Source organism: Pseudoduganella lurida, assembly GCF_007830455.1.
In the GTDB taxonomy this organism is placed as follows: domain Bacteria; phylum Pseudomonadota; class Gammaproteobacteria; order Burkholderiales; family Burkholderiaceae_D; genus Rugamonas; species Rugamonas lurida.
In genome coordinates this window covers 580,244-604,108 of the sequence record NZ_VLLB01000003.1, presented here as the reverse complement: position 1 = coordinate 604,108, position 23,865 = coordinate 580,244, and the positions used below count along the sequence as shown (strand labels likewise).

The 23,865-nt window shown below is 66.7% G+C and carries 23 protein-coding genes; 15 read left to right on the top strand and 8 right to left on the bottom strand.

Annotated elements, in window-relative coordinates; genetic code table 11:
• Nucleotides 1-27 precede the first annotated feature (27 nt).
• Nucleotides 28-621 (top strand): TetR/AcrR family transcriptional regulator, encoded by a 594-nt coding sequence (locus tag IP91_RS12145; RefSeq protein WP_145649206.1) that lies wholly within the window; start codon nucleotides 28-30, stop codon nucleotides 619-621.
• Here the strand turns inward: IP91_RS12145 and IP91_RS12140 are convergent.
• The 3 genes from IP91_RS12140 to IP91_RS12130 form a co-directional block, all read right to left on the bottom strand.
• Nucleotides 618-1,697, bottom strand: coding sequence for a DUF5694 domain-containing protein (locus IP91_RS12140; protein ID WP_145649205.1), 1,080 nt, complete (start codon nucleotides 1,695-1,697; stop codon nucleotides 618-620). The genes IP91_RS12145 and IP91_RS12140 overlap by 4 nt on opposite strands.
• 147 nt (nucleotides 1,698-1,844) lie before the next feature.
• The gene (locus IP91_RS12135; RefSeq protein WP_145649204.1) at nucleotides 1,845-3,092 is read right to left on the bottom strand and encodes a DEAD/DEAH box helicase; all 1,248 of its coding nucleotides are present in this window, start codon (nucleotides 3,090-3,092) and stop codon (nucleotides 1,845-1,847) included.
• A gap of 143 nt (nucleotides 3,093-3,235) precedes the next feature.
• Nucleotides 3,236-3,625 (bottom strand): VOC family protein, encoded by a 390-nt coding sequence (locus IP91_RS12130; RefSeq protein ID WP_145649203.1) that lies wholly within the window; start codon nucleotides 3,623-3,625, stop codon nucleotides 3,236-3,238.
• 191 nt (nucleotides 3,626-3,816) lie between these two features.
• Between IP91_RS12130 and motA the strand changes: the two genes are divergently transcribed.
• The 4 genes from motA to IP91_RS12110 all read left to right on the top strand — a co-directional run bounded on the left by motA (nucleotide 3,817) and on the right by IP91_RS12110 (nucleotide 8,423).
• The gene (gene motA, locus IP91_RS12125) at nucleotides 3,817-4,677 is read left to right on the top strand and encodes a flagellar motor stator protein MotA (protein WP_145649202.1); all 861 of its coding nucleotides are present in this window, start codon (nucleotides 3,817-3,819) and stop codon (nucleotides 4,675-4,677) included.
• 90 nt (nucleotides 4,678-4,767) lie between these two features.
• Nucleotides 4,768-5,982 (top strand): succinyldiaminopimelate transaminase, encoded by a 1,215-nt coding sequence (gene dapC / locus IP91_RS12120; protein ID WP_145649201.1) that lies wholly within the window; start codon nucleotides 4,768-4,770, stop codon nucleotides 5,980-5,982.
• A gap of 8 nt (nucleotides 5,983-5,990) precedes the next feature.
• A complete protein-coding gene (dapD, locus tag IP91_RS12115) occupies nucleotides 5,991-6,818 on the top strand; it encodes a 2,3,4,5-tetrahydropyridine-2,6-dicarboxylate N-succinyltransferase (protein ID WP_145649200.1) in 828 nt (275 codons plus the stop codon).
• A 465-nt stretch (nucleotides 6,819-7,283) separates the two neighbouring features.
• Nucleotides 7,284-8,423 (top strand): PilT/PilU family type 4a pilus ATPase, encoded by a 1,140-nt coding sequence (locus tag IP91_RS12110; protein WP_145649324.1) that lies wholly within the window; start codon nucleotides 7,284-7,286, stop codon nucleotides 8,421-8,423.
• A 251-nt stretch (nucleotides 8,424-8,674) separates the two neighbouring features.
• Here the strand turns inward: IP91_RS12110 and IP91_RS12105 are convergent, their stop codons facing one another.
• Nucleotides 8,675-9,106: a hypothetical protein gene (locus tag IP91_RS12105; protein ID WP_145649199.1), complete on the bottom strand. Its 432-nt coding sequence runs from the start codon at nucleotides 9,104-9,106 to the stop codon at nucleotides 8,675-8,677.
• A 90-nt stretch (nucleotides 9,107-9,196) separates the two neighbouring features.
• Nucleotides 9,197-10,672, bottom strand: coding sequence for a glucose-6-phosphate dehydrogenase (zwf, locus tag IP91_RS12100; RefSeq protein ID WP_145649198.1), 1,476 nt, complete (start codon nucleotides 10,670-10,672; stop codon nucleotides 9,197-9,199).
• 161 nt (nucleotides 10,673-10,833) lie between these two features.
• Here zwf and IP91_RS12095 point away from each other — a divergent pair, with 161 nt between their 5' ends.
• Genes IP91_RS12095 through IP91_RS12080 form a run of 4 tightly spaced genes read left to right on the top strand, consistent with a single transcriptional unit; the run spans nucleotide 10,834 to nucleotide 15,255 of the window.
• Nucleotides 10,834-11,187, top strand: a complete 354-nt coding sequence (locus tag IP91_RS12095; RefSeq protein WP_145649197.1) for an ArsC family reductase — start codon at nucleotides 10,834-10,836, stop codon at nucleotides 11,185-11,187.
• A gap of 4 nt (nucleotides 11,188-11,191) precedes the next feature.
• On the top strand, nucleotides 11,192-12,325 hold the full coding sequence (gene dapE, locus IP91_RS12090) for a succinyl-diaminopimelate desuccinylase (RefSeq protein ID WP_145649196.1): 1,134 nt from the start codon (nucleotides 11,192-11,194) through the stop codon (nucleotides 12,323-12,325).
• 31 nt (nucleotides 12,326-12,356) lie between these two features.
• The gene (gene prmB, locus IP91_RS12085; RefSeq protein WP_145649195.1) at nucleotides 12,357-13,238 is read left to right on the top strand and encodes a 50S ribosomal protein L3 N(5)-glutamine methyltransferase; all 882 of its coding nucleotides are present in this window, start codon (nucleotides 12,357-12,359) and stop codon (nucleotides 13,236-13,238) included.
• A 19-nt stretch (nucleotides 13,239-13,257) separates the two neighbouring features.
• A complete protein-coding gene (locus IP91_RS12080) occupies nucleotides 13,258-15,255 on the top strand; it encodes an ATP-binding cassette domain-containing protein (RefSeq protein ID WP_145649194.1) in 1,998 nt (665 codons plus the stop codon).
• 109 nt (nucleotides 15,256-15,364) lie between these two features.
• Here IP91_RS12080 and IP91_RS12075 read toward each other — a convergent pair whose 3' ends face one another.
• The 3 genes from IP91_RS12075 to IP91_RS12065 form a co-directional block, all read right to left on the bottom strand.
• Nucleotides 15,365-15,877 (bottom strand): chemotaxis protein CheW, encoded by a 513-nt coding sequence (locus tag IP91_RS12075; RefSeq protein WP_145649193.1) that lies wholly within the window; start codon nucleotides 15,875-15,877, stop codon nucleotides 15,365-15,367.
• Between the two features lie 136 nt (nucleotides 15,878-16,013).
• Nucleotides 16,014-17,897, bottom strand: a complete 1,884-nt coding sequence (locus IP91_RS12070; RefSeq protein WP_145649192.1) for a flagellar assembly protein A — start codon at nucleotides 17,895-17,897, stop codon at nucleotides 16,014-16,016.
• Between the two features lie 190 nt (nucleotides 17,898-18,087).
• On the bottom strand, nucleotides 18,088-18,486 hold the full coding sequence (locus tag IP91_RS12065; RefSeq protein ID WP_229474298.1) for a hypothetical protein: 399 nt from the start codon (nucleotides 18,484-18,486) through the stop codon (nucleotides 18,088-18,090).
• A 263-nt stretch (nucleotides 18,487-18,749) separates the two neighbouring features.
• Here IP91_RS12065 and ompR point away from each other — a divergent pair, with 263 nt between their 5' ends.
• The 6 genes from ompR (at nucleotide 18,750) to IP91_RS12035 (ending at nucleotide 23,842) form a co-directional block, all read left to right on the top strand.
• Nucleotides 18,750-19,451 carry an osmolarity response regulator transcription factor OmpR gene (ompR, locus tag IP91_RS12060; protein ID WP_229474340.1) on the top strand — a complete coding sequence of 234 codons (702 nt, stop codon included), beginning with the start codon at nucleotides 18,750-18,752 and terminating at the stop codon, nucleotides 19,449-19,451.
• 13 nt (nucleotides 19,452-19,464) lie between these two features.
• Nucleotides 19,465-20,820 (top strand): sensor histidine kinase family protein, encoded by a 1,356-nt coding sequence (locus tag IP91_RS12055; RefSeq protein ID WP_229474297.1) that lies wholly within the window; start codon nucleotides 19,465-19,467, stop codon nucleotides 20,818-20,820.
• 99 nt (nucleotides 20,821-20,919) lie between these two features.
• Nucleotides 20,920-21,408 (top strand): VOC family protein, encoded by a 489-nt coding sequence (locus tag IP91_RS12050; RefSeq protein ID WP_229474295.1) that lies wholly within the window; start codon nucleotides 20,920-20,922, stop codon nucleotides 21,406-21,408.
• Nucleotides 21,409-21,417: 9 nt separating this feature from the next.
• Nucleotides 21,418-21,831, top strand: coding sequence for a YciI family protein (locus tag IP91_RS12045; protein WP_145649189.1), 414 nt, complete (start codon nucleotides 21,418-21,420; stop codon nucleotides 21,829-21,831).
• A gap of 20 nt (nucleotides 21,832-21,851) precedes the next feature.
• Entirely contained in the window at nucleotides 21,852-22,559 is a 708-nt protein-coding gene (locus IP91_RS12040) for a YciI family protein (RefSeq protein ID WP_145649188.1), read from the top strand.
• On the top strand, nucleotides 22,556-23,842 hold the full coding sequence (locus IP91_RS12035) for an RNA polymerase sigma factor (protein WP_199754577.1): 1,287 nt from the start codon (nucleotides 22,556-22,558) through the stop codon (nucleotides 23,840-23,842). Before IP91_RS12040 ends, IP91_RS12035 begins: the two co-directional genes overlap by 4 nt.
• The last annotated feature ends 23 nt before the right edge of the window (nucleotides 23,843-23,865 follow it).

Below are 23,865 nucleotides of genomic sequence, written 5' to 3'. Positions count from 1 at the left end.
TTAACGACCGTTATGAAAAGGTGAGCGATGGGACGCCGGCGCGAATACGATGAGGAGAAGGTGCTCGATGCGGCGCTGTGCGTCTTCTGGCGCAAGGGCTACGAGGGCGCGTCGTATGCCGACCTGACGCAGGCCGCGGGGGTCGAACGGCCCGCCCTGTACGCTGCCTTCGGCAACAAGGAAGCCCTGTTCCGGCGCGTGCTGGACCGCTACGCCGAACGCTTCATGACCCACTATCCCGAAGCGCTGGCATTGCCGACGTCACGCGAAGTGGCGGCGCACCTGCTGCGCAGTTCCGTGGAACTCAATACCCGCTTTCCCGACCAGGCGGGCTGCCTGGGCATCAACGGCGCGGTGGCCGGGTCGGACGAATCGGAGCCGGTGCGGCAGGCCCTCGTTGAATTCCGGGCCGGCGGCGAGGCGCGGCTGCGTGAACGGTTCGAAGCGGCGCAGGCCGAGGGCGACCTGCCGGCCAGCGCCAGCCCCGCCGCGCTGGCCGCCTTCATCATGGCGGTCATGCACGGCATGGCGGTGCAGGCCAAGGGCGGCTTCAGCCGCGAGATGCTGCAGGCCGTGGCCGACCAGGCACTGGCCACCTGGCCCGGTGCCGCTGCCGCCTAGCGCAGCACGGTGTCGGTCGGCACGATGCGCACGTCGTGCATCTGGTCCAGATACGCGTCCAGATACGGCTTGTGCGACGCGCCGACGATGACCAGGGTGCGGCGGCCCGGCAGGTTGCCGACGGTCTCCCGGATGTTGGACGCCATGCGCAGGTTGCGCGTTTCCCAGTAGGCGACATAGCTGCGGCCGAACTGCTGCGGCGAGTCCTCTTCGAGCGCCGCGCCGAAGTCGCTGTCGAACACCAGCCGCGCCTGCGACGGAGCGTTGAAGGCACGGTACAGGGCCAGCACGTTTTGCGGATCGCCCAGGCTGGCCTTCAATTCCCGGTCGGCCCCCTTGCGGCGGGCCGATGCCGGATTGTCCCAGGCTTTCATGAGGGCCGCGCCGTACGCCTTCGGGTCGGCATCGGGCGAATCGGCCGTGTGATCGTCCATGCCGAACACGCGCTCCAGGCCCAGCGCGGCCGCCAGCGGCGCGGCGATCAGCGCATCCTCGCTCCGTTTCTCGCGCAGCTTTTCCAGCACGCCCACCAGCGTGGCATCGAGTCCGTCGCCGGAGCGCCGTTCTTCCACGCCGAGGCGCAGCCACTGCACCAGCGCCGACACGGGTTCGCCGCCAGCCAGGAACACGGCGGCCAGGTGGCGCCGCGCGGACGGTGTCGGCATGGCAGGCCAGGCGGCCAGCAGGCGGTCGATCTCGGCGGTCGCGGCCGGCACATCCAGGCCGGTGGCGGCGCGCGCCGGCGCCGGGTCCCAGCAATAGGTCTGCACCGTCTCCTCGTAGCGCTGGGGGAACTGGCGCAGGAAGGCGCACTGCGGTCCGGAGCGCTGTTCGATGACGATGATCCCGGGCTGCCACGCCTGCAGGCGCTCGTTCAGCACGCGCAGCGCGGCGGGCTGGAAACCGGCCGGCAGCTGCGACAGATGGGCGGTGCCGAGCACCATCACCTCGTTCGGCTTGGCCTTTGCAGGGCCTTTCAGCTTGCCCGGCTCGAACCGGCCCGCGGGCTCCCCGGCATTCGCGCTCCCGACACACAGCATGGTGGCCATCAACAGGCCGGTGGCTTTCTGCAGCATTCGTCGACTCCTCGCATGACAGTTGGACTTCGCACGGTGGCGCCTGCGTTACGGCACGCAGGACCACTCTAGTGAAATGCCGCTGTCATGGATGAGTCGATGCGACAGGCTGCAGCTTTGCGGGAACCAGCCGCAGCCAGGGATGCATCAGGGATTGTCGGACGCCCCGGCTGCCGCTTCGCGCAGCTTGTCCTTTTTACTCTTGCGCTTGCCCTTGATGCCGCCGTTCGGATCGCCGGCCGGCAGTCCTGCACTGGCCTCGGACGGTTCGAATCCCGCGATGCGCTCACGGGGCACGCGCTGGCCCTGGCGCTTTTCGATCAGGCGGAAATGCGCTTCGCCGTCGGGTTGAATGAAACTGATCGCGATGCCGCTGGCGCCGGCGCGGCCGGTGCGGCCGATACGGTGGGTGTAGTCGTCGGTGGAGCGCGGCAGGTCGTAGTTGACGACGACGGGCAACTGCTCGATGTCGATGCCGCGCGCGGCGATGTCGGTGGCAACCAGCACGTGCAGGCGTCCCGCACGGAAGTCGCCCAGCACCTCGGTGCGGGCGCCCTGGCTGAAGTCGCCGTGGAAGGTTTCCGCCGCCACGTCGTTGCGGCGCAGCTTTTCGGCCACCTGCTCGGCGGCATATTTGGTGGCGACGAACACCAGCACTTGGCGCCACTTGTTCTCGCGGATGAGGTGGCGCAGCAGCTGCAGGCGGCGGCGGTCTTCCACTTCGATGGCGCGCTGGACGATGTCCGGCGCGTGCTGCGCTCCGTCCGTGACTTCGGCCCGCAGCGGATCATGCAGCAGCTTCTCCGCCAGCTCCTGCACGGCCGGCGGGAACGTCGCCGAGAAGAACAGGTTCTGTCGCCTGGCCGGCAGCAGCGCGAGCACTTCGGCGATTTCCTCGGCAAAGCCCATGTCCAGCAGCTTGTCCGCTTCGTCCAGCACCAGCGTTGCCACGTTCGCCAGCTGCACGGCGTTGTGGCGCGCCAGGTCCAGCAGGCGGCCCGGCGTGGCGACGATGATGTCCGTGCCGCCACGCAGCGCCATCATCTGCGGATTGATCGACACGCCGCCGAACACGATCGACACCTTGATGGTGGACGGCAGGTGCTGCACCAGCGCGCGGATCGCCTCGCCCACCTGCGCGGCCAGCTCGCGGGTCGGGACCAGCACGAGGCCATGCAGGCCGCGCCGCGTACCCTGCCGTGCCAGCAGCGCCTGCAGCATCGGCAGCACGAAGGCGGCCGTCTTGCCGGAGCCGGTCTGCGCCGCGCCCAGCACATCCCTCCCCTGCAGTGCGGCGGGAATGGCGGCGGCCTGGATCGGGGTCGGCGTGGTGTAGCCGATCGCCGCGATGGCGTCGTGGAGGGCGGGCGACAGGCCCAGGGAAGCAAAGGACATAAGGAAGTGGGAAGCAGTATCAGCGCGCAGTATAAAGCACCGCCACTGATGAGCCCGTGTCCTGGTGCCAGGCACCGGGATAAAAGTACCGCCACTGATGAGCCCGTGTCCTGGTGCCTGGCACCGGGACACGGGCTGGGCCGTCACATGCCCACGTCGCCGTAGGGGCCGGCGATGACGACCACGTAGCCGTCCGGATCGTTCAGCCACAGTTCGCGGTGCTGGGCGTTGCGGTTTTCCTTCGGGCCATCGACGACCTTCGCGCCGTTGGCGGCAGCGCGGTCGACGGCGTCGTCGAAGTCGTCCGTCCAGAACCACAGCAGCACGCCGTTGCCGTACGGACGGCAGGCCGGATCGCCCACGTGCGCATGGTGCTGCGCATCCCAGCGGTGCAATTGCAGGATGATGCGGCCGTCGAACGCCAGCTGTTCGTAGTCGGTGCCGCCATGCGTGCCGTGGCAGCCCAGCACGGCCTGGTACCAGCGGCTGGCCGCCTCGACATCGGCGACGGCGATCAGGGGTTGTGCTTGCATGCTCGCTCCCGGAAGATGATGACATCCAGCATAGCATCGGGCAGCCGGGCCACGGCGCCGCCAAGCCCGTAGCACGTCGGCTACCGGCCCGTGCGCGCGGACAACGCCGCCACCAAAAGTTGATTTATTGCACTCCCCAACGGTCGCAAAACCGGTTAATATTTCCTGATAGCATCATTTCAGGAGATCGTATGCTGGTCATCGTGGGATTCATCGTCGTGCTGGTGTCCGTGCTGGGCGGCTTCGCGCTGCAGGGCGGCCATGTCGCCGCGCTGATCCAGCCGGTCGAGCTCCTGATCATCGGCGGCGCCGCGCTGGGCGCGTTCTTTGCCGCCAACGACGGCAAGGCCATCCGCGCCACGCTGACGGCGCTGCCCACGCTGTTCCAGGGCGCTACCTACACCAGGTCGATGTACATGGACCTGATGTCGCTGCTGTACGAGCTCCTCACGAAGATCCGCAAGGAAGGCCTGATGTCGGTCGAGAAGGATGTCGACGATCCCTACGAAAGCCCGCTGTTCACGCGCTACCCGCTGCTGATGGACGACCACGCGATCCTCGAGTTCATCACGGACTACCTGCGCCTCATGATCTCCGGGAACATGGATGCGTTCCAGATCGAGAACCTGATGGACAACGAGATCGAGACGCACCACGAGGATGCCGAGCTGCCCGCCCACACGATTGCCCAGCTGGCCGAGGCGATGCCCGCGTTCGGCATCGTCGCGGCCGTGATCGGCGTGGTGCACACGATGGCCTCGGTCGGCCTGCCACCGTCCGAGCTGGGCGTGCTGATCGCCGGCGCGCTGGTCGGCACATTCACCGGCATCCTGCTGGCGTATGGCTTCGTTGCGCCAGCCGCGAATCTGCTGCGCCGCAAGCACCAGGAGAAGGCCAAGATGTACCAGTGCATCAAGGTGACCCTGCTGGCCAGCCTGAACGGCTATGCGCCGGCCCTGTCGGTAGAATTTGGCCGCAAGGTCATCTCGGCCACGGAGCGTCCGTCGTTCATGGAGCTGGACAAGCAGGTGCGCCTGGTCCGGGCCAAGTGACATGACGCGGGCGGTGGCGGCCTTTCCTCACGGCGGTCCGGTCCGGGCTATAATTGCCGGCTCCGAATCCCCGACTCCAGCCGGCCCGACGTGAATCCTCTGCTCGACAAACTGCACCCCTACCCGTTCGAAAAACTGCGCCAGCTGTTCGAGGGCGCCACACCGAACCCCGCGCTGCGCCACATCAGCCTCGGCATCGGCGAACCGAAGCATCCCACGCCACCGTTCATCAAACAGGCATTGGCGGACAGCCTCGACGGCCTGGCCGTGTATCCCGTCACGGCCGGCACCGAAGCGCTGCGCCGCACGATCGCCGCCTGGCTGGAGCGCCGCTACGGCTTGCCGCCCCTGAACGCGGCCACGCAGGTGCTGCCGGTGAACGGCTCGCGCGAGGCGCTGTTCGCGTTCGCCCAGGCTGTCATCGACCCGAGCGCGAATGCGCTGGTGGTGTGCCCGAACCCGTTCTACCAGATCTACGAAGGCGCTGCGTTCCTGTCCGGCGCCGAGCCGTACTTCGTGAACTCGGACCCGGCGCGCAATTTCGGCTGCGACTACGACAGCGTGCCGGAAGAAGTCTGGAAACGCGTGCAGCTGCTGTACCTGTGCTCGCCCGGCAATCCGACTGGCGCCGTGTTGTCGCTGACGGACTGGGAAAACCTGTTCGCGCTGTCCGAGCGCCACGGCTTCGTGATCGCCTCCGACGAGTGCTACTCCGAGATCTATCATGGCGACGAGGCCCCGCTGGGTGCACTGCAGGCGGCGCATATCCTGGGCCTGTCGAGCGTCGACAAACCGTATGCGCGCCTGGTCGTCTTCTCCAGCCTGTCGAAGCGCTCCAACGTGCCGGGCCTGCGTTCCGGCTTCGTGGCCGGCGACGCCGACCTGCTGAAGAAATTCCTGCTGTTCCGCACCTACCAGGGCGGCGCCATGAGCCCGCCCGTGCAGGCGGCATCGATCGCGGCGTGGAACGACGAAGCGCACGTCGAGGACAACCGCGCGCAGTACCGCGCCAAGTTCGACGCGATCACGCCGCTGCTGCAGGAAGTGCTTGACGTGCAGCTGCCGGATGCCGGCTTCTACCTGTGGGCCGACGTGAGCCGCACCGGCCTGTCAGACACCGAGTTCGCGCGCCGCCTGTACGCCGAGCAGAACGTCACCGTGCTGCCGGGCAGCTACCTGGCCCGCGAGGCGCACGGCACCAATCCGGGACGCAACCGCATCCGCATGGCGCTCGTGGCCGAAACGGCCGAAGGCCTGGAAGCGGCGCAGCGCATCGTTCAATTCTGTAACTCCCTTACCAAGTGAATCGCATCATGACCCAACAACTCCAGCAAATCATCGAATCGGCATGGGACGCCCGCGCCGAGATCAACCCGTCGAACGCCACCGCGGAAGTGCGCGACGCCGTCAACCACGTGCTGGCCGGCCTCGATGACGGCTCGCTGCGCGTGGCGCAGAAGGACACCGGCACCTGGGTGGTGAACCAGTGGGTCAAGAAGGCCGTGCTGCTGTCGTTCCGCCTCGAGAACAACGTGGTGCTGCCGTCCGACGGCACGATGCAGTTCTACGACAAGGTACCGACCAAGTTCGCCAGCTACACCGCCGACGATTTCGCCAAGGGCGGCTTCCGCGTGGTGCCGCCGGCCGTGGCCCGCCGCGGTTCGTTCATCGGCAAGAACGTGGTGCTGATGCCTTCCTACGTGAACATCGGCGCGTATGTCGATGAAGGCGCGATGGTCGATACCTGGGCAACGGTCGGTTCGTGCGCGCAGATCGGCAAGAACGTCCACCTGTCTGGCGGCGTGGGCATCGGCGGCGTGCTGGAACCGATGCAGGCCAACCCGACGATCATCGAGGACAACTGCTTCATCGGCGCCCGTTCCGAGATCGTGGAAGGCGTGATCGTCGAAGAGAACTCCGTGATCTCGATGGGCGTGTACATCGGCCAGTCGACCAAGATCTACGACCGCGCCACCGGCGAAGTGACGTATGGCCGCATTCCTTCCGGCTCCGTCGTGGTTTCGGGTTCGCTGCCGTCGGCCGATGGCAAGTACAGCCTGTACTGCGCGGTGATCGTCAAGCGCGTGGATGCGCAGACGCGCGCCAAGACCGGCATCAACGAGCTGCTGCGCGGGATTTGATCCGGTATCCGCGGCGTTCGCGCACCGGGGTCTGCTCCCGGTATCCGCGGCGTTCGCGCACCGGGGTCTGCTTCCGGTGTCCGCGGCGTTCGCGCACCGGGGTCTGCTTCCGGTGTCCGCGGCGTTCGCGCACCGGAGTTTGCTCCCGGTATCCGCGGCGTTCGCGCACCGGGGTCTGACCCACTGCGCCCGGGACTGTTCACCTGGTCGCAGAACGAGTCGCGGGTCTGACCCCAGCCGTTTGCCGGCGGTAAGATGGCCCACGCAAACTGCTGGGGTCAGACCCGCGATACCGCTAACGACAAGGATCGGCGCCGCTGTTGCTACGGGTCAGACCCCGTGACGCAAGCGCTATCCGCGACTTCGGCATATCGGCGCCGCTGGCGCTACGGGTCAGACCCCGTGACGCACGCGCTATCCGCGACTTCAGCATCGCTGACAACGACACAAAGAGGTACCGCCATGATGGACCGCCTGTTCCAGCTGATGAAGGAGAAGAATGCCTCCGACATGTTCTTTGCCGTGAATTCGCCGGTGCACCTGAAAATCAACGGCAACCTCATTCCCGTCAACCAGCAGAAGCTGGAGCCGGAAAACATCGATGCGCTGCTGGCCGAGATCTGTTCGCCCGAACAGATGGCCGAGCTGGCCGCCACCAATGAACTGAACATGGGCGTGTCGGTGCCGAACCTGGGGCGCTTCCGCCTCTCGGCCTTCCGCCAGCGCGGCACCATCTCCGCCGTGTTCCGCTTCGTGCCCGCCAATATCCCCGCGCTGGGCGAGCTGGCCCTGCCGCCCGTGCTGGCCGAACTGATCATGGAAAAGCGCGGGCTGATGCTGATCGTGGGCGCCACGGGGTCAGGCAAATCGACCACCATCGCGGCGATGCTGGACCACCGCAACGAACTGCGCTCGGGCCACATCCTCACGCTCGAAGACCCGATCGAGTATCTGTTCAAGAATAAAAAATCGATCGTCAACCAGCGCGAGATCGGCAGCGATGCAAAGGACTTCGGCACGGCGCTGAAGAACTCGATGCGGCAGGCGCCGGACTGCATCCTGATCGGCGAGATCCGCGACCGCGAAACGATGGCCGCCGCGCTGGCCTACGCGCAGTCGGGCCACCTGGTGCTCGCCACGCTCCACGCGAACAACAGCTACAACGCGCTGAACCGCATCATCAGCTTCTATCCGATCGAGAACCGCCCTGCCCTGCTGCAGGACCTGTCGTCGACGGTGAAGGCGATCGTCTCGCAGCGGCTGATCCGCTCGAGCGGCGGCGGACCGCGCACGGCGGCCGTGGAGGTGATGGTCAACACGCGCTACGTGTCGGACCTGATGGAGAAAGGCGAGATCGGCCAGATCAAGGAAGCGCTGGACAAGAGCCTGTCGCCCGGCTCGCAGTCGTTCGAGCAGGCACTTTACAAGCTGGTGCAGGATGGCCGCATCGCCCAGGACGAGGCGCTGGCCAATGCCGATTCGGCCACCAACCTGCTCTGGCTGCTGAACAATGGACCGGACAGCAAGAGCAAGCCGGCTGCCGAGCCGGAACCGAAGGCCGCGGCGCCGGAAGCGTCGTTCACGGAATTTACCCTCGATCCCTGAGGGGGCTCAGCGGCTTCTCCCGATCTGCGGTCCGGGTGCCCGTTTTCACATGTCAGTCTCATTGCAGCTAGTACGTGATGCTACGGTCTAAACCGTTCTAAAACCGACAAGCGGCGTTCTAAAACGGCCGGCAAATTTCGCCCTGTAGTCCAACTCGTTCGATTCGTGCGGGCCGAAAGTCCAGGCTGCCCGAACCGGCGGTCTACATGAGGGCCTCCAGGTTTCGTTTAGCGCGCCGCCTTGTCGACGGACTAATCCGTCCCCCGGCCATAGTGTCGTGTCACCGCCAGCATCACGAACAGGAGCCCGGACAGGATGGACAGCAGCGCCACCACGATCATGGCGAGCGCAAACGTCGTAAAGCACGACGGCATATGCATCGAACTCGCTGCCGCAAAGACGCCCACCACGATGGTCAGCGGCGTCGAGACCAGATGGCGCAGCAGGCGCTGCCCGCGTTTTGCCGTGAGGGCCCATCCGAAGGCCGCAAGCACGATGGCAGAGATGATCAGTTCCACGACGATCAGCCACGCCGGATAGGGATGCGGCGCCGGAATCCGCAGCACGTAGAGCTTGTAGGGATCCGGCAAGGTCCCGAGCCACAGCAGCAGGACTGCCAGAGCGCACCACAGCATGAACAGAAGTTTCGGCACTTTCCGACGTAACCGATCAGTCGCGTGCATGTGTTCACCTCATCCATGGTCGAATTGCCGATACCGATGTCTTGCAGCGCGAGTTCCTTGGCCGCCGCTACGGTACCGGCATTCCAGCCCTTACTCGAACCAGCTGAACCCGTCCCGCGCCAGCAGCGCGAACGATTCGGACGGGCCCCAGGTGCCGGCCTGGTACGGACGGGGCTTTTCGTTCAGTTCCGCCCAGCCGTCGATGATCGGATCGGCCCACTGCCATGCCGCTTCCAGCTCGTCGCGGCGCATGAAGTGCGTCAGGCGGCCGCGCACCACGTCGATCAGCAGGCGCTCGTAGGCTTCGGCGCGGCGCTGCGTGAAGGCGGACTGCAGGTCCAGGTTCAGGGCCACCTGCTGCATCTCCATGCCGCTGCCGGGCTGCTTGGCCATCAGCTGCAGCTTGATCGCTTCTTCCGGCTGCAGCTCGATCACCAGGCGGTTGGCGACGCTGCCCTGGGTTTCCGGGAACAGCGGGAACGGCGGGTTGGCGAACTCGATGACGATCTTCGACGAACGCTTCTCCATGCGCTTGCCGGTGCGCAGGTAGAACGGCACCTTCGACCAGCGCCACGTGTCGACATAGGTGCGCAGCGCCACGAAGGTCTCCGTGCCGCTCTCCTGCGGCACGTTGCTCTCTTCCAGGTAGCCCGGCACGGCCTGGTTGCCGCTGGCGCCCCGCACGTACTGGCCGCGCACCGTGTCGCGCGCGATGGTGGCCAGGCTGAAACGGCGCAGCGAGCGCAGCACCTTCAGTTTTTCGTCGCGCACGGCATCCGGCGCCAGCGACGCGGGCGGCTCCATCGCCACGATGCACAGCAGCTGCAGCAGGTGGTTCTGCACCATGTCGCGCATGGCCCCGGTGCTGTCGTAGAAGCCGGCGCGGCTGCCCACGCCCACTTCCTCGGCCACCGTGATCTGCACGCTGGAGATGTTCGGCGCGCGCCACAGCGGTTCCAGGATCGAGTTCCCGAAGCGCAGCACCATCAGGTTCTGCACGGTTTCCTTGCCCAGGTAGTGGTCGATGCGGTAGATCTGCGATTCGGCGAAATGCTTGCCGACGGCCTCGTTGATGTCCACAGCCGAGGCCAGGTCGCGGCCCAGCGGTTTTTCCAGCACCACGCGGGCATTGGCATCGACCAGGCCGGCCGCGGCCAGCTTCTCGCAGATGGTGGTGAACAGCGATGGCGCGGTGGCCAGGTAGAACACCCGTTCGGCGCCCTCGCGCGAGGCGCTGGCGAGTGCCGACAGGTCGTCCTGCTGCACGTCCAGGCGCACGAATTCGAGACGGGCCAGGAAGCTGCGCCAGGCGTCGTCGGCGAAGTTGCCGCTGCTGATGAACGAGCGCGAGTTCTCCTCGACGAAGCCGAGGTAGGCCTCGCGGCCGAAGTCCTGCCGGCCGGTGGAGATGATGCGGGTGGCGGCCGGCAGGTTGCCGTGCAGGTGGGCCATGTACAGCGCCGGCAGCAGCTTGCGCATCGCCAGGTCGCCCATGCCGCCGAAGATAATCATGTCGAGTGGCAGGCTGGAGTCGGCTGCGGGATCTTTTTGTACGGACGAGGTCATATCGGTCTGTTCCGGGAGTTGTGGAAGGCTAGTCGCAGTGTAAGAGCGCGCTTGCCTTCGTGGCAAGCGTGGTTTGCGGCGGTCCACCGGCAAGGACCGCCCCGATGGCGGCTATAATGTCGCCTTTCGCCGCCCCGCTCCGCTATTCCGCTCTTCCGTTCATGACCATCACTCTCTACGGCATCCCCAACTGCGACACCGTCAAGAAAGCCCGCACCTGGCTCGCCGACCGGCAGCAGGACTTCACGTTCCACGACTTCAGGAAGCAGGGCCTCGATGCGGCCACCGTGCAGGACTGGCTGAAGCACGTGGACTGGGAGGTGCTCGTCAACAGGAAGGGCACGACCTGGCGCGGCCTGCCGGACGAGCGCAAGGCGGCCGTCACCGATGCGGCCAGCGCCACCGAGCTGATGCTGGAATTTCCGTCCGTGATCAAGCGCCCCGTGCTGCAGGCCGCCGGCACCGCCCACGTGGGTTTCAAGCCCGAACAGTACCAACAGATCTTTACGAAATAAGCCCATGACCGCTTCCCGTACCCTCGCGCTGACCGAAAGACTGATCGGCCGCTCTTCCGTCACTCCCGAGGACAAAGGCTGCCAGGACCAGCTGATCGCGCTGCTGGAACCGCTGGGCTTCCGCTGCGAGACGATCGTCTCCGGCGACGTGACGAACCTGTGGGCGCGCCGCGGCACCACGCAGCCGGTGCTGGTCTTTGCCGGCCACACGGACGTGGTGCCCACCGGCCCCGTCGAGCAATGGACCTCGGAACCGTTCCTGCCGACCATCCGCGACGGCAAGCTGTATGGCCGCGGCGCGGCGGACATGAAGACGTCGATCGCCGCGATGGTCGTCGCCTGCGAGGAATTCATCGCCGCGCATCCCGACCATCAGGGCTCGATCGCCTTCCTGATCACGAGCGACGAGGAAGGCCCGGCCACGGACGGCACCGTCGTCGTCTGCAACAAGCTGAAGGAACGGGGCGAGGCGATCGACTACTGCATCGTGGGCGAGCCCACCTCGTCGGCCACGCTGGGCGACATGATCAAGAACGGCCGCCGCGGCTCGCTGTCCGGCTGCCTGACCATCAAGGGCGTGCAGGGCCATATCGCCTACCCGCAGCTGGCGAAGAACCCGATCCACCTGGCCGCGCCCGCGCTGGCCGAGCTGGTGGCCGAGGTCTGGGACGAAGGCAACGAGTACTACCTGCCCACGTCGTGGCAGATGTCGAACGTCAAGGCCGGCACCGGTGCGAACAACGTGATCCCCGGCGACATGGTCATCGACTTCAACTTCCGCTTCTCCACCGCCAGCACGGCCGAAGGGCTGAAGGAACGCGTCCACGCGATCCTCGACAGGCATGGCCTGGAATACCACCTGAAGTGGGCGCTGTCCGGCTACCCGTTCCTGACGCCGCGCGGCACGCTGTCCGCCGCGCTGTGCGAGGCGATCAAGGCCGAGACGGATGTCGACACCGAACTGTCGACCACCGGTGGCACGTCGGATGGCCGTTTCATCGCGCAGATCTGCCCGCAGGTGATCGAGTTCGGACCGCCCAACGCCAGCATCCACAAGATCGACGAGCACGTGGAAGTGCGCTTCATCGATCCCCTGAAGAACATCTACCGCCGCACGCTCGAGAACCTCCTGAAGTAAGCGGCACGAAAGCAATGAAGGAACGAACGCCATGACGATTTTCTCCACCCCGCGCGACCTGCTGCGCTATGCCACCACCCGCTTCAACACGGCCGGGCTGTTCTTCGGCCATGGCAGCGCCGAAGCGTTCGACGAAGCGGCCTACCTGATCCTGCACACGCTGAAACTGCCCCTGCACAAGCTCGATCCGTTCCTGGATGCGAAGCTGCTGCCCGAAGAAGTGCAGCGCGTGCTGGCCGTGATCGAGCGCCGCGCCACCGAGCGGGTGCCGGCCGCCTACATCACCAACGAAGCGTGGCTGGGCACCTACGCCTTCTACGTGGACGAGCGCACCATCGTGCCGCGCTCCTTCATCGCCGAGCTGATCCCCGAATATTTTGCGCCGTGGGTGAACAACCCGGACGGCATCGAGAACATCCTGGAACTGTGCACGGGCTCCGGCTGCCTGTCGATCATCATGGCCGATGCCTTCCCGGACGCGCAGGTCGATGCCGTCGACATCTCGGCCGATGCGCTGGACGTCGCCCGCATCAACGTCGACAAGTACGAGCTGCAGGACCGCGTGAACCTGATCCAGTCGGACCTGTACACGAATGTGCCGGACAAGAAGTACGACCTGATCATCACCAATCCGCCGTACGTCAATTCGAACTCCATGAGCCAGTTGCCGAAGGAGTACCTGCACGAGCCGCAGATCGCGCTGGACGGCGGTGCCGACGGCATGGACCTGGTGCGCAGGATCGTGCTGGGCGCCGCCGAGCGCCTGACCGACGACGGCATCCTGATCGTCGAGATCGGCAATGAAAAAGAATACGCGGAAGCGGCGTTCGGCCACCTGGGCCTGACGTGGCTGACCACCAGCCAGGGCGACGACATGGTCTTCCTGCTGACCGCCGACCAATTGAAACTGTAAAGAAAAAGAAGAACAAACGATGATCCGACTGGAACAAGTCAGCCTGATGCGCGGCGTGAAGCCGCTGCTGGAAAACGTCGACCTGACGCTCAACCCGGGCGACAAGATCGGCCTGATCGGCGCGAACGGCGCCGGCAAATCCAGCCTGTTCGCCATGCTGCGCAACGAGCTGCACCCGGACCAGGGCAGCATCGACTTCCCGGCGCGCTGGCGCATGGCCTACGTGGCCCAGGAAACGCCGCCGCTGGAACGCGCCGCGCTCGATTACGCGATCGACGGCGACGTCAACCTGCGCAGGCTGGAAGCGGAACTGACGCGCCTGGAAACGCTGCCCGACACGACCGAGAACGGCATCGCACTGGGCGAGGCGCACAGCGCGCTGGCCGATGCGGATGCCTACACGGTGCAGTCGCGCGGCGAACAGCTGCTGCTGGGCCTGGGCTTCTCGCTGGACCAGATGCAGCAGCCCGTCGCCAGCTTCTCGGGCGGCTGGCGCATGCGCCTGAACCTGGCGCAGGCGCTGATGTGCCCTTCCGACCTGCTGCTGCTCGATGAACCGACCAACCACCTGGACCTGGACGCGATCATCTGGCTGGAAGACTGGCTGAAGCGCTATGCCGGCACGCTGATCATCATCTCCCACGATCGCGATTTCCTCGACGAGATCGTCAACGTGGTGGTGCACATCGACGACCGCAAGCTGAAGCGCTACTCGGGCAACTACTCGAGCTTCGAGCGCCAGCGCGCGGCGCAGATGATCCTGATGGCGGGTGCTGCCGAGAAGCAGGCGCGCAAGAAGGCCCACCTGGAGTCGTTCATCGACCGCTTCAAGGCCAAGGCCTCGAAGGCCAAGCAGGCGCAGAGCCGCATGAAGGCGCTGGCCAAGATGGAAGAGCTGGCGCCGCTGCGCGCCGCCGCCGAGTTCTCGTTCGAGTTCCGCGAGCCGCTGTCGGCGCCGAATCCGCTGCTGGTGATGGAAGACGTGGATGCCGGCTACCGCAGCGAGGATCCCGTGACCTACGAGATCCGCGAAAAGAAGATCGTCCACGGCATCAACTTCAGCCTGCAGACGGGCCAGCGCATTGGCCTCCTGGGCGTGAACGGCGCCGGCAAATCCACGCTGATCAAGACCATCGCCGGCGACCTGATGCCGCTGGAAGGCACCTCCACCATCGGCAAGGGCCTGATCATCGGTTACTTCGCCCAGCACCAGGTGGAGATGCTGCGCCACGACGAGTCGCCCCTGTGGCACCTGCAGAAGATCGCGCCGACGGTGCGCGAGCAGGAACTGCGCAACTTCCTGGGCGGCTTCAACTTCCCCGGCACGATGGTCACCAGTTCCATCGCGCCGTTCTCCGGTGGCGAGAAGGCGCGACTGGCGCTGGCGCTGATCGTGTGGCAGCGGCCAAATTTGCTGCTGCTCGATGAACCGACCAACCACCTGGACCTGGAAACCCGCGAGGCGCTGACGGAAGCGCTGGCGCAGTTCGAAGGCACGCTGGTCGTCGTCTCGCACGATCGCCACCTGCTGCGCGCCACGACGGACCAGTTCATCATCGTGGCGGACGGCATGCTGCAGCCGTTCGACGGCGACCTGGACGACTACAAGGACTGGCTGTTCAAGACCAAGCTGGGTAAAGGTACCGACGTGCTGCCGGCCGCCGGCAAGGACAACAAGACCGCGTATCCATCGACCTCGCCGGTGGCGCCGGCGGCTGCCGCACCGGCCGTCGACAAGAAGGAACAGAAGCGCCTGGAAGCGGAGCAGCGCCAGCGCACCGCCGCGCAGCGCAAGCCGATCGAGAACAAGATCAAGCGCCTGGACGAACAGATCGCCAAGCGCAATGCCCAGAAAGCGGAGGTGGATGCGCAGCTGCAGGAGCCGGCCATCTACGAGGCGGCCAACAAGCCGAAGCTGAAGACGCTGCTGGCCGACCAGGCCTTCTACACGAAGGACCTGGAGAAGCTGGAAGGGGAATGGCTGGAGCTGCAGGAGCAGCTGGAGGCGCTGGCGTAGTCGCCGGCCGAGTCACTGGCTTCTGAGCGGCCGGCAGTGGTGTCTGACATTTTCTGGGCCGTATCCAGAAAAATGTCAGACACCTGAGCGAAGCGGCCAACGTGCAAAGCTACGCCGCCTGCCGGTTCCCGCCCTTCACCTTCCGGATCGCCATCAGCCGGTCGATATCGACGACGATCAGCTTGCGGTTGTCGATCTCGCCCAGTCCCAGCAGGTAGTCGACGCCCTGCGCCGCCTCTTCCGGCACGTTCGGGAACGGCTTGATCTGCCGGCCGGCCAGGCTGACCAGGTCCGTCACCCCATCCGTCACCATCCCCATCACGCAGGTCGACAGCTTCAGGATGATCACGTCCGTGTTCGGGTCGTGCTGCGGCGGACGCGGGCCGAAGGCGATGCGCATGTCGACGATCGGCATGATCACGCCGCGCGAGACGGCCACGCTGCTGATCACTTCCCCGTCGGCCGCAAAGCGCTCCAGCGCCTTCAGGGGACGCAGCTCCTGCACGTTGCGGTAGTCCAGCGCATATTCGAGTCCGCCGAGGCGGAAAGTCAGGTATTGCCGCACTTCGGCCTCCCCTTGCGGGGCGCCTTGCGGTTCCGGCGAGTCGGTGGTGGTGGGCATGGCGGTCCTTTCATCGGGCGGGCCGGCCGCTGCTGGGGCAGCGACCCGAATACGCCTCGACCATGCTAAAGCCCGCCCCCGGCTATGGCGTTGATAGTTCTCAATCTTTCCAGCCGTACATATCTTGCCGTGCGGATCAGATGTCGGAGGTCCAGTCGACGGCACCATGCGCAGTCTGCAATACCGGTGCATGCGTCCAGGAGCGTCCGCGCAGGCGGGCCCGCACTTCCTTCGGCGCCAGCTGGTGCGGCGGACCGGCTTCGGGATGGAACACCATCGTGCGCAGGGTCGTCTCGCCGTCCACCAGCCGCACCTTGCAGGTCGCCGTGCCGGCGATGGCATGCCGCTGCCGGCGCGCGTTCTCGGCCTGCTCCAGCATGTGCGCCTGCTGTACCTGCGCCTCCTTGCCGGCCAGCGACAGCCGTGCCACTTCCTTCAGCGCCGGCCCGACCTGCACGGCCATCTTCTGGAAGCGCGGCAGCTGTTCCGGGGTCAGCGTCAGCTCGCGCTTGCGCACGCGGGTCGCCAGCTCCAGGTAGCCGTGCACGTCCGGCCGGCTGGTGATCGCATCGATGCCGGCCTTGTGCGCTTCGGCGCTGCGCGCGGCGTGGCCGGCACGGGCCGTGAAATCGGCGATGGCAGCATCGAAGCGCGCCGTGTCGGGCACCAGCGCGAACAGCAGCATCTCGCTCTGCTTGCGCGGGCCGGCGCTGTCGATGGCGATGTGGCGGGCCGCCACGGCGCAGCCGCTGGCCATGCGGATCACCACGTCGTCGGCGATGATCTCGCAGTTGGTGGCCTCGCCGATCATGACCTTCGAACCGGTGATCACGCAGTTCTGCGCCTGGCGGATCGTCACGTCGCCCTGCTTCGTCTGCACCACCGCATTCGCAGCGGTCCCGCCGATGCGGATCGGGCCATCGGCATTCACGGCGCTGCCGCCCATCAGGTTGCGCTTCAGGACCACGCTGCCGCCCCGCGAACCGATATTGCCGTACACGTCGCCATGGATCGTGATGCCGGCGCCTTCCACGATCCGGTTCTCCTGCACGTCACCGAATTCCTCGTACTCGCCGGCCAGCTGCAGGTTACCGGTTGTGCGCACGCTGACGCCCTCGCGGCTGACGATCTTCGGGCCGATCGAGATGCGGTGGCTCTTGCTGTCGACATTGATGAAGCCTTCCACGGCCGACACCAGGTAGTCGTGACCGTCCAGGTGCTCGATGACGGTGCCGGGACCGGCCACCCGCGTCAGCTCCAGGTCCTTCGGCGGTGGCGGCAGGATCGGAATGCCGGACAGCTCGAAGCCCTTGGTGCCTGGCGTGGCCGGCTCCTTGCGCAGCAGGCGCACCCGTGCCGGCACCTGCGGAAAGCGGTTCTGGAAGGTGTGCAGGTCGAAGCGGCCATCGGCGCGCTCCAGCGGCGCGTTGGAGCGGTGCAGGCTGGCCGAGACTTCGACGATGGCCGCGTCATTGCCCGGCACGGGTGCGAGCCGGCGCGCCACCACGCGCCGCGATGGCTTGCCGCTGGCGATGGCCTCGTGCACGGCCGCGGCGTCGATGCCGAAGCGGATGCCCTTGATCCACATGTCGGCCACGAATTCGTCGAAACGCAGGGTGGCCGGTTCGGGCGCACCCTCGCCGTTATCGATGAACACGGGTTCGAAGAAATAATCGGCCTCGCCGCCGACGACCTTGACGATGCGGTACAGCGCGCGGCGCGCCGGCGGGAACGGCACCACCGCATCGGCGAAGCGCACCAGCGGCGCCTCCTGCAGGGCGGGTGGCAGCTCGGGGCCGGCCCCGAACAGCATGCGCAGGAAGATGGCGTAATCGAGGCCCGCGAAACAGGAGCCGGACAGGAACACCTGCCCGGCCGCCGCCTGGCCCGCGGCCGGGGTCAGGCCGGCACGCAGCCAGACCCCGCCGGACTGCTCGACGATCGCCGGCAGCGGGCCGTCGCCGGCGCTGTCGCCGGCGGCCTGCGGTCCTGCGTTATCGTCGGCCAGCTCGTCGGGCACGGTGCTTCCCCATGTTGCCTTGCATCTAACAATGATGCATTAAATTTATAAGTTTTTGTAGGGTAACATGATCGCCAGGACGGCGATCGAGGAAATCGTTGCTGAAACAAAACAACCTGAACCGGTATAGCCTGGACAAAGCAAACGGGCCGGAAAACCGGCCCGTCGCAACATCCAGCACACCACCGAATCAGCGGCGCGGCACCGAATAGACTTCCTGCCGCGCGTCGTTGATCTGGCGGCGCAGGTCGGCCCGTTCGTCCGGCGTCATGCGGCTCATGCGGCGCGTCATTTCGGCATTGTTGGCGTTTTCCTGGAGCACGCGGCGCTGCTCTTCCGCCCGCGCCTCGAACGAGCGCGGATCCGCGCTGCCGCCCCAGCGCCCTGATTGCTCCTGTGCGCGATCGTCACGCGAATCACGGGAATCGCGGGACTCCCGCCGATCATCGCGCCGCTGCGGACCGTCGCTCGGTCCCGCCCCTGCCGGCGCCGCTACCACGGCGCCGATCACCAGGGCCAGCGCGCCGGCCCAGGCACGCGCACGCCGAAGCGCACCTGCCCTGTTCCGATCCTGCCTCTGATGGTTCATGCCATGTCCTCTTCGCGTCTGGTAACCTTCACCCGATGGCCAAAGTTTATGCCCCTTTCCCTATAACGATAAGAGGGATCGGGTAAAGGTTGTAACACTTTGTAATGCCTGCCGACGTGCGCGCCCCGCAAAGCATTAAGACGTTACCATAGCGACATGGTTCTGACAATTCCGACAGCCTTATGACAATTATTTCTCAAGATTCCGGCAACAGCGCAGGCTCCAGCAACGCCACCAACGCCAGTGGCCACCAGGCCAAGATCATGGTGGTGGACGACGACGTGCGCCTGCGCGACCTGCTGCGCCGCTACCTCACCGAACAGGGCTTCAACGTCTTCACCGCGGAGAATGCCACGGCGATGAACAAGCTGTGGCTGCGCGAGCGCTACGACCTGCTGGTGCTGGACCTGATGCTGCCCGGCGAGGACGGCCTGTCGATCTGCCGCCGCCTGCGCGGTGCCGGCGACCAGACCCCCATCATCATGCTGACGGCGAAAGGCGAGGACGTCGACCGCATCGTCGGCCTGGAGATGGGCGCGGACGACTACCTGCCCAAGCCCTTCAACCCGCGCGAGCTGGTGGCCCGCATTGGCGCCGTGCTGCGCCGCCGTGCGCCGGACGAGATTCCCGGCGCGCCATCGGAAACCCCGCAGACCTTCGAGTTCGGCCAGTTCGTGCTGGACCTTGGCACGCGCACGCTGAAGAAGAACGGCGACACGGTGCCGCTGACCACCGGCGAATTCTCGGTACTGAAAGTGTTCGCCCGCCATGCGCGCCAGCCGCTGTCCCGCGAGAAGCTGATGGAACTGGCGCGCGGCCGCGAATACGAGGTGTTCGACCGCTCGCTGGACGTGCAGATCTCGCGCCTGCGCAAGCTGATCGAGCCGGACCCATCGAGCCCGCTGTACATCCAGACCGTCTGGGGCCTGGGCTATGTGTTCATCCCGGAGGGACAGCCGCGCTGATGCGGTTCGCCGCATGAGGCTGTTCAAACCCGTCACCCTGGCCCGCCTGAAGAGCGGGCTGTTCTGGCGTACCTTCCTGCTGCTGAGCGTGCTCACCACGCTGTCGATGGTGTCGTGGATCGGCATGTACAACTACGTGCAGCGGGGTCCGCAGGCACAGCAGCTGGCCGCCCAGGTCATCTCCGTCGTCACCATCACGCGTGCCGCGCTGACGCACTCGGTGCCCGAGCTGCGCACCGAGCTGCTGTTCGAGCTCGTGTCGAACGAAGGCATCCGCGTCTTCCTGCTGGAGGAAAACGACGAGATCGATCCGCCGCCGGAAAACGAACTGATGCCGGACATCGAGAAGCTGGTGAAGGCCAAGCTCGGTGCCGACACGCGCTTCTCGGCGCGCGTGAACGGCATGCGCGGCTTCTGGGTCAGCTTCAAGATCGACGACGACCAGTACTGGCTGATGCTCGAGCGCGAGCGCATCCGCGGCCTGACGGGCGTGCAGTGGCTGGGCTGGGCCTCGCTCGTGTCGCTTGTCTCGCTGCTGGGCGCGGCCGCCATCTCCAGCCTCGTCAACGCACCGCTGCGCCGCCTGACCGCGGCCGCGCGCGCCATCGCCCAGGGCCGCCGTCCCGCCCCGCTGCCCGAGAAGGGCCCGCAGGAGATCCGCCAGGCCAACCGCAGCTTCAACCAGATGGTGGACGACCTGCAGCAGGTGGAATCGGACCGCGCCGTGATCCTGGCCGGCATCTCGCACGACCTGCGCACGCCCATCACGCGCATGCAGCTCGAAGTGGAAATGGCCGACCTGTCGCAGGATGCCCGCGACGGCATGAAGTCCGACCTGGCCCAGATGGACGCGATCATCGCCCAGTTCCTCGACTATGCGAAACCGACCGAGGCCGCCAGCTTCGTCAACGTGGACGTGACGGGCATGCTGCACGAGGTCGCGCACGACGTGGCGCGCCTGCCGGACGTGAAGGTGAACACGGACATCGCACCCGACGCCCAAGTGCGCGGCAACACGACCGACCTGCGCCGCGTGATCCACAACCTGGTCGAGAACGCGCGCCGCTACGGCAAGACGCCGGGGACCGACATGGCCGAGATCGACATCCAGTGCACGGTGCGCGGCATGCACACGGCCAAGCGCGTCGTCATCGCCGTGCAGGACCATGGCGTGGGCGTGCCGGCCGAGCAGATCGCCGAGCTGCTGAAGCCGTTCACGCGCCTCGACGTGTCGCGCAGCCAGGCCAACGGCGCCGGCCTGGGCCTGGCCATCGTCGAGCGCGTGCTGCAGCGGCATGGCGCCCAGCTCGAGCTCAGCAACCGCGAAGGCGGCGGCCTGCTGATCGAGATCTCGATGGAAGCCATCTAGAAAATATTTTCCACCCGCCTGTCGATCTGGCGTTTCGCCCACCGTCGTGCCAAGATGGGAAGGCAGTTCGCGTTCCCATCATCCACCAGGAGATCGGCCATGAGCGAAGTGAAGAAAATCCCCGATGGCATGCCCGCCATCATCCCCCATCTCGTCTGCCGCGGCGCGGCGGACGCCCTCGAGTTCTACAAGAAGGCGTTCGACGCCACCGAAGAGGCACGCCTGCCCGTACCGGACGGCAGCGGCAAGCTGATGCACGCGATGCTCCGCATCGGTGGCTCGCCCGTCATGCTCGTCGACGAATTCCCCGACTACGGCAGCTTCGGCCCGCAGGACCTGAAGGCGTCGCCCGTGGTGCTGCATCACTATGTCGAGGATGTCGATGCCGCGTTCCAGCGCGCCCTCGACGCGGGCGCCACCACCATCCTGGCGCCGCAAGACATGTTCTGGGGCGACCGCTACGGCCAGGTGCGCGATCCGTTCGGGCACCTCTGGTCGCTCGCCACGCACCTGCGCGACGTGAGCCCGGAGGACGCCATCGAGGCATCGAAGAGCGCGATGCCCTGCCCCGAAACCACCGCCCCCTGAGAGGCCGCCATGCGATTCATGATCATCGTGAAAGCCAGTGCCGCCACCGAAGCGGGCCGGATGCCCTCCACCGAACAGCTGGCGGCCATGGGGGCGTTCAACGAGCAGCTCGTCAATGCCGGCGTGCTGCTGGCCGGCGAAGGCCTGCATCCGTCGTCGAAGGGCGTGCGCATCCGCTACAACGGCCGCGAGCGGACCGTGATCGACGGCCCGTTCGCCGAAACGAAGGAACTGGTGGCCGGCTTCTGGCTGCTGCAGCTCAAATCGCGCGAGGAAGCCGTGGAATGGCTCAAGCGCGCGCCGATGGAAGACGGCGCCGAGATCGAGATCCGCCAGGTGTTCGAGGCGGAGGATTTCGGCGCCGAACTCACGCCCGAACTGCGCGAGCAGGAAGAACGCCTGCGCGCGCAGGCATCGGTTTAACACCCCTGCAAGCAGATGCGATGCATTTCATGGTGATACGACGGTCCGACGCGAGCCTGGAGAGCCAGCCGTTTCCGCCGCCCCGGCTGCGCGAGGCCGTGGGATCGGTACGCTGGCTGCAGTCCTCCGCGGGGGCCACGCGGCTGACGTGGACGGACGGGGGCTGGACTGCGCAGCAAGGCCCCTTCCCCGTCGACGAGCTGGTGGCCGGTTTCGCCATCATCGACGTGCCCTCGAAAGCGGACGCCATCGCCTGGGCGCAGCGGTGGCCGACGGCCGATGGCGAAGGGGGTGCCGAGCTGGAAGTACGCGAGACGGGCTGCTCGGGCGGCTGCGCCGGCGTCGATACGCAATCGCCACCGCACCTGACGCCGTATGCGGTGCTGCTGCGCTCGAACGGCAATTTCGAGGCGGACGTGATGCCGCCGCGCGAGGCCATCGAGCGCATGATGGCGCGGAACGCCGCCGATGCGCAGGCCGGCGTGCTGCTGGCCGGCGATGGCCTGCAGCCTTCCGCGAAGGGCGCGCGGGTGCGGTTCCGGAAAGGCGTCGATGGCGGCCGCCCGGTCGTCATCGACGGGCCGTTCACGGAGATCAAGGAACTGATCGCCGGCTTCTGGCTCATCCAGGCGGCCACGCGCGACGCTGCCATCGCCTGGGTGCAGGGCTATCCGTTTCCCTTCGGCCCGGGCACCGTGCTGGAGCTGCGCGAGGTGGCATTGCCTTGACCGGCAATGCGCACCGCGCCGTCGAAGCGGTCTGGCGCATCGAGTCGGCCAGGATCATCGGCGCGCTGGCGCGGCTGCTGCGCGATGTCGGCCTGGCCGAGGAGATGGCGCAGGAGGCGCTGGTGGCCGCGCTCGAAACCTGGCCGCGGTCGTTCCCGGAAACCGGCATGCCGGAGAACCCCGGCGCCTGGCTGATGACGACCGCCAGGCACCGCGCGCTCGATCACCTGCGTCACCGCAAGCTGGTGCAGGAGAAGGAGCCGGCGCTCACCTACGAGATCGAGGGTTTGCTCGCCAATGCTGCACCGGACCTGGAGCGCGCGCTGGACGACCGCATCGGCGACGACCTGCTGCGCCTCGTCTTCATCGCCTGCCATCCGGTGCTGCCGACGGAAGGCCGCGTGGCCCTCACGCTGCGCCTGCTGGGCGGCCTGACGACGGAGGAAATCGCCCGCGCCTTCCTCGTTGCGGAGGCCACCGTGGCGCAGCGCATCGTGCGGGCCAAGCGCACGCTCGCCGAAGCGCGCGTGCCCTTCGAAGTCCCGGCCGGCCACGAACTGGTGCAGCGGCTGTCCTCCGTGCTGCAGGTGATCTACCTGGTCTACAACGAGGGCTACGCGGCCAGCGCCGGCGCGGACTGGATGCGCCCCGCGCTGAGCGACGAGGCGCTGCGCCTCGGCCGCATCCTGGCCGAACTGCTGCCCCGCGAGCCGGAAGTACACGGCCTGGTGGCGCTGATGGAGATCCAGTCCTCGCGCTTCCGGGCCCGGCTCGATGCCGATGGCGCACCGGTGCTGCTGCTGGACCAGGACCGGTCGCGCTGGGACCAATTGCTGATCCGCCGCGGCCTGGCAGCCCTCGACCGTGCCGGCCAGCTGGGCGCCACCCTCGGCCCCTACGGCCTGCAGGCCGCCATCGCCGCCTGCCATGCGCGGGCCCACCGCGCCGCAGACACGGACTGGCAGCGCATCGCCGCGCTGTACGACGGCCTGGCACAGCTGGCGCCCTCGCCCGTGGTGGAACTGAACCGCGCGGTGGCCGTGGCGATGGCGTTCGGGCCCGCCGCCGGACTGGAGATCGTCGACGACCTGCTCGACGAACCCGCGCTGCGCCACTACCACCTGCTGCCCGGCGTACGCGGCGACCTGCTGTTCCGGCTGGGCCGGCGCGAAGAAGCCGGGGCCGAATTCACCCGCGCCGCGGGACTCACGCAGAACCAGCGCGAGCGCACGCTGCTGCTGGGCCGCGCGGCAGCCTGCCATCCTGCCGCGCCCAGCGAATGAACGACGGCTGCTGAACTACGCTT